The sequence below is a fragment of the Gordonia sp. UBA5067 genome (assembly GCF_002414845.1).
In the GTDB taxonomy this organism is placed as follows: domain Bacteria; phylum Actinomycetota; class Actinomycetes; order Mycobacteriales; family Mycobacteriaceae; genus Gordonia; species Gordonia defluvii.
Map to the genome: position 1 here is coordinate 9,144 of NZ_DIAX01000015.1, position 8,538 is coordinate 17,681.

Annotated in this window: 8 protein-coding genes; 7 read left to right on the forward strand and 1 reads right to left on the reverse strand. The window is 67.2% G+C overall.

What is annotated here, in order from left to right:
* From B4M62_RS02540 to B4M62_RS02570, 7 genes are all read left to right on the forward strand, one after another.
* The coding region (locus B4M62_RS02540) for a TRCF domain-containing protein (protein WP_290704707.1) at positions 1 to 1,522 on the forward strand (1,522 nt) is incomplete at its 5' end.
* A 66-nt stretch (positions 1,523 to 1,588) separates the two neighbouring features.
* Positions 1,589 to 3,202 carry a MazG family protein gene (locus B4M62_RS02545; RefSeq protein ID WP_290704710.1) on the forward strand — a complete coding sequence of 538 codons (1,614 nt, stop codon included), beginning with the start codon at positions 1,589 to 1,591 and terminating at the stop codon, positions 3,200 to 3,202.
* Positions 3,203 to 3,291: 89 nt separating this feature from the next.
* Complete coding sequence (locus B4M62_RS02550) at positions 3,292 to 4,047, forward strand: lytic transglycosylase domain-containing protein (RefSeq protein WP_290704713.1); 756 nt, start codon at positions 3,292 to 3,294, stop codon at positions 4,045 to 4,047.
* A 196-nt stretch (positions 4,048 to 4,243) separates the two neighbouring features.
* The gene (gene eno / locus B4M62_RS02555; RefSeq protein ID WP_414651761.1) at positions 4,244 to 5,524 is read left to right on the forward strand and encodes a phosphopyruvate hydratase; all 1,281 of its coding nucleotides are present in this window, start codon (positions 4,244 to 4,246) and stop codon (positions 5,522 to 5,524) included.
* 211 nt (positions 5,525 to 5,735) lie between these two features.
* Positions 5,736 to 6,269 (forward strand): FtsB family cell division protein, encoded by a 534-nt coding sequence (locus tag B4M62_RS02560; RefSeq protein WP_290704717.1) that lies wholly within the window; start codon positions 5,736 to 5,738, stop codon positions 6,267 to 6,269.
* A gap of 8 nt (positions 6,270 to 6,277) precedes the next feature.
* On the forward strand, positions 6,278 to 6,793 hold the full coding sequence (locus tag B4M62_RS02565) for a DUF501 domain-containing protein (protein ID WP_290704720.1): 516 nt from the start codon (positions 6,278 to 6,280) through the stop codon (positions 6,791 to 6,793).
* Complete coding sequence (locus B4M62_RS02570; RefSeq protein ID WP_290704723.1) at positions 6,790 to 7,752, forward strand: Ppx/GppA phosphatase family protein; 963 nt, start codon at positions 6,790 to 6,792, stop codon at positions 7,750 to 7,752. Before B4M62_RS02565 ends, B4M62_RS02570 begins: the two co-directional genes overlap by 4 nt.
* 61 nt (positions 7,753 to 7,813) lie before the next feature.
* Here B4M62_RS02570 and B4M62_RS02575 read toward each other — a convergent pair whose 3' ends face one another.
* Positions 7,814 to 8,332, reverse strand: coding sequence for a DUF4395 domain-containing protein (locus B4M62_RS02575; protein WP_290704726.1), 519 nt, complete (start codon positions 8,330 to 8,332; stop codon positions 7,814 to 7,816).
* Between the last annotated feature and the right edge of the window lie 206 nt (positions 8,333 to 8,538).

Sequence of the window (8,538 nt, forward strand, 5' to 3'; positions counted from 1 at the left end):
GCAGGACGGCAAGCAGGTCGCGGTTCTGGTCCCGACGACCATCCTGGCGCAACAGCATCTGCAGACGTTCCGCGAGCGGATGACGGAGTTCCCGGTGACCGTCCGCGGCCTGAGTCGCTTCACCGACCCGGCGCAGGCGCGCGAGACTGTCGAGCAGCTGGCCGACGGTCGGGTCGACATCGTCATCGGCACCCATCGGCTGCTGCAGACCGGTGTGCGGTGGAAGGACCTCGGTCTGGTCATCGTCGATGAGGAGCAGCGCTTCGGTGTGGAGCACAAGGAGCACATCAAAGCGTTGCGCACCCACGTCGACGTTCTGACCATGTCGGCCACGCCGATTCCGCGCACCCTGGAGATGTCGATGGCCGGGATCCGGGAGATGTCAACTATTCTCACCCCGCCCGAAGAGCGTCATCCGGTGCTCACCTATGTCGGCGCATATTCGGCCAAACAGGTCGCCGCGGCGATTCGCCGTGAGTTGCTGCGCGACGGCCAGGTGTTCTATGTCCACAACCGGGTGGCGTCGATCGACAAGACGGCGCGCGAACTGGCGCAGCTGGTGCCCGAGGCGCGGATTGCGATCGCGCACGGTCAGATGAATGAGGACCAGCTCGAGTCGACGGTCACCGGGTTCTGGAATCGCGAGTACGACATCCTGGTGTGCACCACGATCATCGAGACCGGCCTGGACATCGCCAACGCCAACACGCTCATCCTCGACCGGGCCGAACATTTCGGCCTGTCCCAGCTGCACCAGTTGCGGGGCCGGGTGGGCCGCAGCAGGGAGCGCGGTTACGCCTACCTCTTCTACAGCCCCGACCATCCGCTGACCGAGACCGCCTACGACCGGTTGGCGACGATCGCGCAGAACAACGAGCTCGGTGCGGGCATGGCGGTCGCCCTCAAGGATCTCGAGTTGCGCGGTGCGGGCAACGTACTCGGCGCGGAGCAGTCCGGGCATGTCGCCGGCGTCGGCTTCGACCTCTATGTTCGACTGGTCGGCGAGGCGGTGCAGGCGTACCGGGCGGCGGCCGATGGCGAGACCGTGGTCGAGCAGGAGTCCAAGGAGGTGCGCATCGACCTGCCCGTCGACGCGCACATCCCGGTCGACTACGTCGATGCCGACCGGCTGCGGCTGGAGGCTTACCGCAAGCTTGCCGCCGCCCCCGATGACAGTGCGGTGGACGCCGTGCTGACCGAGATCACCGACCGGTACGGCCCGCCGCCGACGGAGACGCGGCGGCTCGCGGCGATCGCCCGACTGCGGATCGCGGCGCGCGCCCGGGGGGTCACCGAGATCACGGTCGCGGGCTCGCAGGTGCGGATTTCGCCGCTGGCGCTGCCGGACAGCCTGCAGGTGCGGCTCAAGCGGCTCTACCCGGGCGGTACCTACCGGCCGACGACGTCGATGGTCGCGGTGCCGATGCCGAAGTCCGGCGGCATGGGGTCGGCACCGCTGCGCGACGAGGAGTTGATCGACTATCTGATGGTGCTGCTGACACAGATGACGCGCACCGTTTAGCCCGGTGGTACTGCCGGATCGCGGTCCAGTGGTGTGAAATGTCAAGTATTCGAGGAATGAGGAGCCATGACCGTCGTCCTGCTGGACCCGCAGAACCAGGATCTGCTGCCGTTTGCCGCTGCGAAGCTGGTGAACGGTCTGGTACAGGTCACCGAGGATGTCGCCGCGTCGGTGCTATGGGCGCTGCCGCATGCCGAAGTCGCCACCGGTGACGACGGAGATCCGGCGACGGTCCTGGTCAGCACTGATCGCCTTCACCCGCTCGTCGTCGTGCGGGTCGATCGCGGCGAGGTCCTGCTATCCCCACCGATCAAGCCCGAGCCGCCGGAACGGTCCGGGTCCACGCTGCTCGACGCCGTGGAGCTGATGGATCATTTGCGTACCACCGGCCCGTGGGAGAGCCGTCAAACGCATGAGTCGTTGCGCCGGTTCGTCCTGGAAGAGGTCTACGAGCTGCTTGACGCGATCGACGTCGGCACGGTCACCGACCTTCGCGACGAGTTGGGTGACCTGTTACTCCAAGTGCTCTTCCATGCCCGGATTGCTGCGGACAACCCGAGTGAGCCCTTCGACATCGACGATGTCGCGCAAGCGTTCATCGACAAGGTGACACGGCGGACACCGGGGGTGCTGTCCGGCGAGCACAGCGATCTGGAACGCCAGATCGCAGATTGGGAGACCGCCAAGGCGGCCGAGCGGGCGTCGGGTTCGATTCTGGACGGCATCGTGACGACGGCGCCGGCGCTGCTGTTGGCCCAGAAAGTGGTGGAGCGCGTGACGGCGGCAGGCTTCCCATATTCGCAGATCGACCCCGCGCTGGTGGAGATCAGCGTTGAGGTGGGTGCCGATTCGGTGGAAGATGCGACTCGTCAGCGCGCACTGGATCTGATGGACCTCGTCTACCACGCCGAAGGACGTGCGGCGCAGGAGGGCGGGAGCCTGACCACGCCCGAGCAGTGGCTCTTCTACCTTGGTGTGCCGGCTCGATCCGAAGTTGCCGGATACGACGGCGTAGAGGTCGGCCAACCCGCAGTGGCCGACATTTCCGGACCCACCGCGGTCGGCGCGGTGGTGACCGATTCGGAGGCGTGGACCGAGCAGATCCCCGTCGTCGACGCTCCTGCGGTGGGGACACCACCCGTGGGGGATCCGGGCTTGGTGCGGAGTTACTACCCGCCGGAGCCGGAGTTCGTTCCGGCGGAGATCGAGATTGTCGAGCCGACCGGCGGGCCGTTCGTCGTCGATTTGAATCCGATCGACCCGAATCCGCCGATCACCCACTACCCGACGGTGATCCGTGCCAGTGCGACCGAACCGAGGTTTGGGCCGCCCGCGCCGGAGCCCGTGCCGGAGCCGGAGCCGGAGCTCGTGCCGGAGCCGGAGCCCCTTCCGGAGCTCGTGCCGGAGCCCGAGCCCCTTCCGGAGCTCGTGCCGGAGCCCGAGCCCGTGCCCGTGCCCGTGCCGGAGCCCCTTCCGGAGCCGGAGCCCGAGCCGGAGCCGGAGCCCGAGCCGCGACCCAAGGGCCCGTTTCGGATACGCGTATCCGACGAGCCCGAAGTCACCTCGACGGTGCCGCGGCCCGCCGATGCGGACGTGTTGGCGGCTAAGCCCGCACCGCGTCGACCGTGGTTCGACGAGCCGTCGGACCGGATCATCTTCTCCACCGAGGAGCGGCGCTGAGCGATTGCGCTCGGCTACCTGTGACGTCTCTCGGTTGTTGATCGTTCATATGGAACAATTGACCCGGTATTCGTGCGAGGGGAACGACAATGGGCACCACACCCCGGCGGGGAGCTTTGACGACGATGGCGTGTGCGCTTGTCGCGATCGCCGTCGTCGGTGCGGGTTGTGTGAACCTTCCGTCATTGCACCGCACCGACATTCCCACCGGCATCCCGCCGGGTCTGGGGGCGCCGGTGCCGTATTTCAACATCCACGATCCCGGGCGGACCGCCGACAAGCTGAACGCCTGGGCCCGGCCGATCTCGAATGCGACGGGCATTGGGGTGACCGCGTTGGAGGCCTACGGGAATGCCGCAGAAATCCAGCGTCAGCAGCATCCTGAGTGCGGTATTTCCTGGACGACGCTGGCGGGCATCGCCGGCACCGAGAGCAAGCACGGCCGTCACCACGGTGCGCGGGTCAGTCCTAACGGTGACACCAGTCCACCGATCCGCGGGCCCCAGCTCGACGGTACCAATGGCAACATGTCGATGGTCGACCCGCAGACGCCGACTCGTGCTGACGGCAGCCCCAACTATGTGCGGGCCGAGGGGCCATTCCAGTTCCTGCCGGAGACGTGGCAGCGGTTCGGTGTCGACGCCAACGGCGACGGCCGGGCAGATCCGGACAATATCGACGATGCGGCGTTGTCGGCGGCACGCTACCTGTGCGTGTCCTCGGGCGGCGATATGACAACGGCCAAGGGGTGGATGAAGGCGCTGATGGTCTACAACCAGTCGAGGGCCTACGCCGAAGAGGTCAGCGCCCGCGCCAACGCGTACTCCGTCAACGTCCGGTACTGACCGAACACGACATGGTGTGCGGTATTACGCTGGGGGTATCAACTCACAACAACAATCGGGCGCCGGGAGCGGTAGCGAGCGGGCCCAGTTCACCATGGGCGCCGGGAGCGGTAGCGAGCGGGCCCAGTTCACCATGGGCGCCGGGAGCGGTAGCGAGCGGGCCCAGTTTCATCATGAGGGGTAGACAGCCGTGGCAATGATCGAGCAAGTGGGTGCGCGCGAGATTCTCGATTCGCGGGGCAATCCGACCGTTGAGGTGGAGGTGGCTCTCGAGGACGGCACACTGGCCCGTGCGGCGGTGCCATCGGGCGCGTCGACCGGTGAACACGAGGCCGTTGAGTTGCGCGACGGCGGAGACCGCTACGGCGGGAAGGGTGTCCAGAAGGCGGTCAAGGCAGTCCTTACCGAGATCGCTGAGGAAATCATCGGATACGAGGCCGACGATCAGCGTCTCGTCGACCAGGCGCTCCTCGACCTCGACGGCACCCCGGACAAGTCGCGGCTCGGCGCCAATGCACTGCTGGGCGTCTCGCTCGCCGTCGCCAAGGCCGCGGCAGAGTCGGCGGCGCTTCCGCTGTACCGCTATGTCGGCGGGCCCAACGCACACATCCTGCCGGTGCCGATGATGAACATCATCAATGGCGGTGCACACGCCGACTCCGGTGTCGACGTGCAGGAATTCATGATCGCCCCGATTGGGGCGCCCACGTTCGCCGAGTCGCTGCGCTGGGGCGCCGAGGTTTACCACTCGCTCAAGTCGGTACTCAAGAGCAAGGGTCTGTCCACTGGTCTCGGCGACGAGGGCGGGTTCGCGCCCAACGTGTCGGGCACCATCGAGGCGCTGGGCATCATCGAGGAAGCCATCACCGGCGCGGGGCTGCGTTTTGGTTCCGACGTGGTGTTGGCGCTCGACGTCGCGGCCACCGAGTTCTACTCCGCCGGCACCGGCTATGCGTTCGAGGGGGCCAGTCGATCGGCGCAGGAGATGGCCGAGTTTTACTCGAAGCTCGTCGACGACTTCCCGCTGGTGTCCATCGAGGATCCGCTGTCGGAGGACGACTGGGAGGGGTGGGTTGCGCTGACCGAGGCGATTGGCGACAAGGTGCAGATTGTCGGCGACGATTTGTTTGTCACCAACCCGGAGCGGCTGGAGCGCGGCATCGTCGAAGGCGCGGCCAACGCGCTGCTGGTGAAGGTGAACCAGATCGGCACGCTGACCGAGACCCTCGATGCGGTGGCGCTGGCGCACAACAACGGCTACAAGACGATGATGAGCCACCGTTCGGGCGAGACCGAGGACACAACGATCGCCGACCTGGCTGTCGCGTGCAGTTGCGGTCAGATCAAGACCGGAGCCCCGGCGCGCAGTGAGCGTGTCGCGAAGTACAACCAGTTGCTGCGCATCGAGGAGGGTCTCGGCGACGCGGCACGGTACGCCGGTGACCTCGCCTTCCCATGGTTTTCGCCGTCGGCGTGATTAGCTAGAGGGTATGGGAGAGCGTCGAAACGAGCGGGCGGGCCGGGGTCGGTCCGCCCGTTCTTCGCGCACCCGGCCCGTCGCGCCGTCGCGGCCATCAGGGTCCCGGCGTGGCCGGAATCCAGCGCCGCAGCCGTCGAGCGGGCCCATCACCGATGCGATCAGTCTCGACCTCGTCGACGATGCGTCGTCGGCACCTTTTGATGATGCCGTGACCACCGTGATCGGCCGGGTCGACATCGACATTGCCGGGGAGGAGACATCCTCCGACGATACCGGCGTGGGCGATGTGGGGGCCGGTGAAACGTCAACAGCCAGCGGTCGTCGTGGCCTCGTTCGCGTACCCGCTCGCGCGTTGGCGGCGCGCTGGCAGGGCCTCAATCCGCGGCGCGCGATCGTGTTGGCCGTCGTGGTGGGCTTTGTCGCTCTCACCCTGGCGGTGCCGATTCGCACCTATTTCTCTCAGCGTGCCGAGCTCGATCAGATCCGTGCGAGCAATGCGGCCATTGAGCAGGAGAGTGCGGAGCTGACCCGCAAGGTGAATGAGCAGGGCGACCCCGCCTACGTCGAGGCGCAGGCGCGCGCGCGGCTGCAGTACGTGCGACCGGGTGAGACTCCGTTCGTGCTGGAGATTCCCGGTCGGGAGCGGACGGCGCAGGAGGAGCGTCGCGCCGCCGAGCGTGCCGCCAACCCGTGGTTCGCGAATCTGTGGGATTCGGTGGCGACTCCGCCGCCGGCGAAGTGACGGACGCCGTGTCCGTGTCTCCGGTCGATCTGGCCGCCATCGCCGAGCAACTCGGCCGTGATCCGCGCGGCGTCCTCGAAGTCAGCTACCGCAGCCCCGACGGCCGCCCCGGGGTGGTGAAGACAGCGCCGCGACTGCCGGACGGCACCCCGTTCCCGACTCTCTACTACTTGACTGATCCGCGCTTGACCTCGGCGGCAAGCCGGCTGGAGTCGTCGGGGGTGATGAAGGCGATGTCGCAGCGGCTGCTCGTCGACGAGGAGTTGGCGGCGGTGTATCGACGGGCGCATGACGGGTATTTGGCTGAACGTGATGCTATTGAATCGCTGGGCACTGATTTCAGCGGGGGCGGCATGCCCGATCGGGTCAAATGCCTGCACGTCTTGATGGCGCATTCGCTGGCCAAAGGCCCGGGGGTCAACCCGCTTGGCGACGAGGCTGTTGCGCTGGCCTGCGACGACGGGCTGCGGGGCACGGCCTTGCCCGCAGATTGGCCGCGTTTCCCCCAGGAGGAGCAGAGTTGACCCGAGTGGCCGCCGTCGATTGCGGGACGAACTCGATCCGGCTCCTCGTCGCCGATCCCACGGCGGATTCTGCCGGCCTGCGTGATGTGCGCCGCGAGATGGTTGTCGTGCGGTTGGGGCAGGGCGTCGATGCGACGGGACGGTTCGCCGACGGGGCGATCGAGCGCACCCGAGTCGCCCTCGCCGGGTATGCGGCGACGATGCGCGAGCTCGGTGTCGAGCGCGTCGACATGGTGGCCACCTCGGCCACGCGCGACGCCGCCAACCGTGACGACTTCTTCGCGATGACTGCTGAGCTGCTCGGCAAGGTGGTCCCCGGGACTGTGGCACGGGTGATCTCGGGCGACGAAGAAGCGCGCCTATCGTTCCGCGGAGCGGTCGGCGATCTCGCTCCGGAGCTGGGCCCATTCGCTGTCACCGACCTCGGCGGCGGATCCACGGAGCTCGTCGTCGGCGATGAGGCGGGGGTCACCGCAGCGTATTCGGCCGATGTCGGGTGCGTCCGGACCACCGAGCGGTGTCTGGCCGGTGACCCGCCGTCTGGGGAGGAGATCGTCGCCGCGTCGGAGTTTATCGCTCAGCGACTCGCGCCCGCCTTCGCGGCCGTCGATGTGTCGTCGGTCCGTACCTGGGTTGGTGTCGCCGGCACGCTGACCACACTGGCCGCGCTGGTTGCCGGATTGACCGAATACGACCCGGCCCGAATCCACCTGTCGCGGGTGTCGCTGACCGACCTGCACCGGGTGTGCTGGGAGCTGGTCGGGATGCCCCGGCAGCAGCGCGCCACATTGGGCGTGATGCACCCGGGCCGGGTTGACGTCATCGGCGCCGGCGCGCTGGTGACCGATGCGCTGGCGACGCAGATGCATGAGCGTGCAGGTATCACCGAGCTTGTCGTTTCCGAGCACGACATCCTTGACGGCATCGCGCTTAACCTCATCCAGGATCGTCCCGAATAGCCGCCACTCAGGGAGCATTGCCGTCGGACTGCCCTGTCTCGGGACGACGTCGGGACGCGCTTCAGACGCGGGCGGGGTCCAAGGTGGCGGCGCCACGATCGAGGTTGAGGTTGTTGCACGCCTCGCAGACCGTCTCGGGAATGACCCCGTGGCGCTGGAGGAAGCCGAAAACAATACAGCCCAGGCAGATCCCGAACGCGAACTCCAGGAATGCGGCGGCAACCAGCAGGCCGATGGTAATCTCCGCCGCCAAGCCGTGCCCGAGCACACTGAGCACTGTCGCAACCAGGCCGAACACCAGCCCGACAGTCTGGGCGAAACGCTTCGGCGGCCCGGGGACCAGTTTCTCCTTGCGCCAGAGCCTCGGCACGATGACGTGGACCGCAAGTCGGCCGAACGGCGAATACTTGGGCCCGCCGGCGACGCGCAGGGCGAAGCCGAGCGCCACGATCGCGTATAGCCACCATTGGTTGACGGCGATCGACGCGACGGCCAGCGCGATGACCAGACCGGCTGTCGCGCGGGCGGCGTAGTCGTTGACCGGGTTGGGGAAGGCGAAAGCCTCGCGGGCGGACGACATCGAGATACCTCCAAGAGTCTGTGTGCAGCCGCTCGCTCCACGTGGGACATCGAACAGGCGTTGCCCAGGTTAGCCGCTGATCAGGGCGAAAGGGCAGTTGGATTCACGGTGGGTGAAACCCTTGCATGCCCACTCGGTGGGGTTGGGGTGCCCACTCGGCGGGGCTGGGGTGCCCACTCGGTGGGGTTGGGGTGCCCACTCGGCGG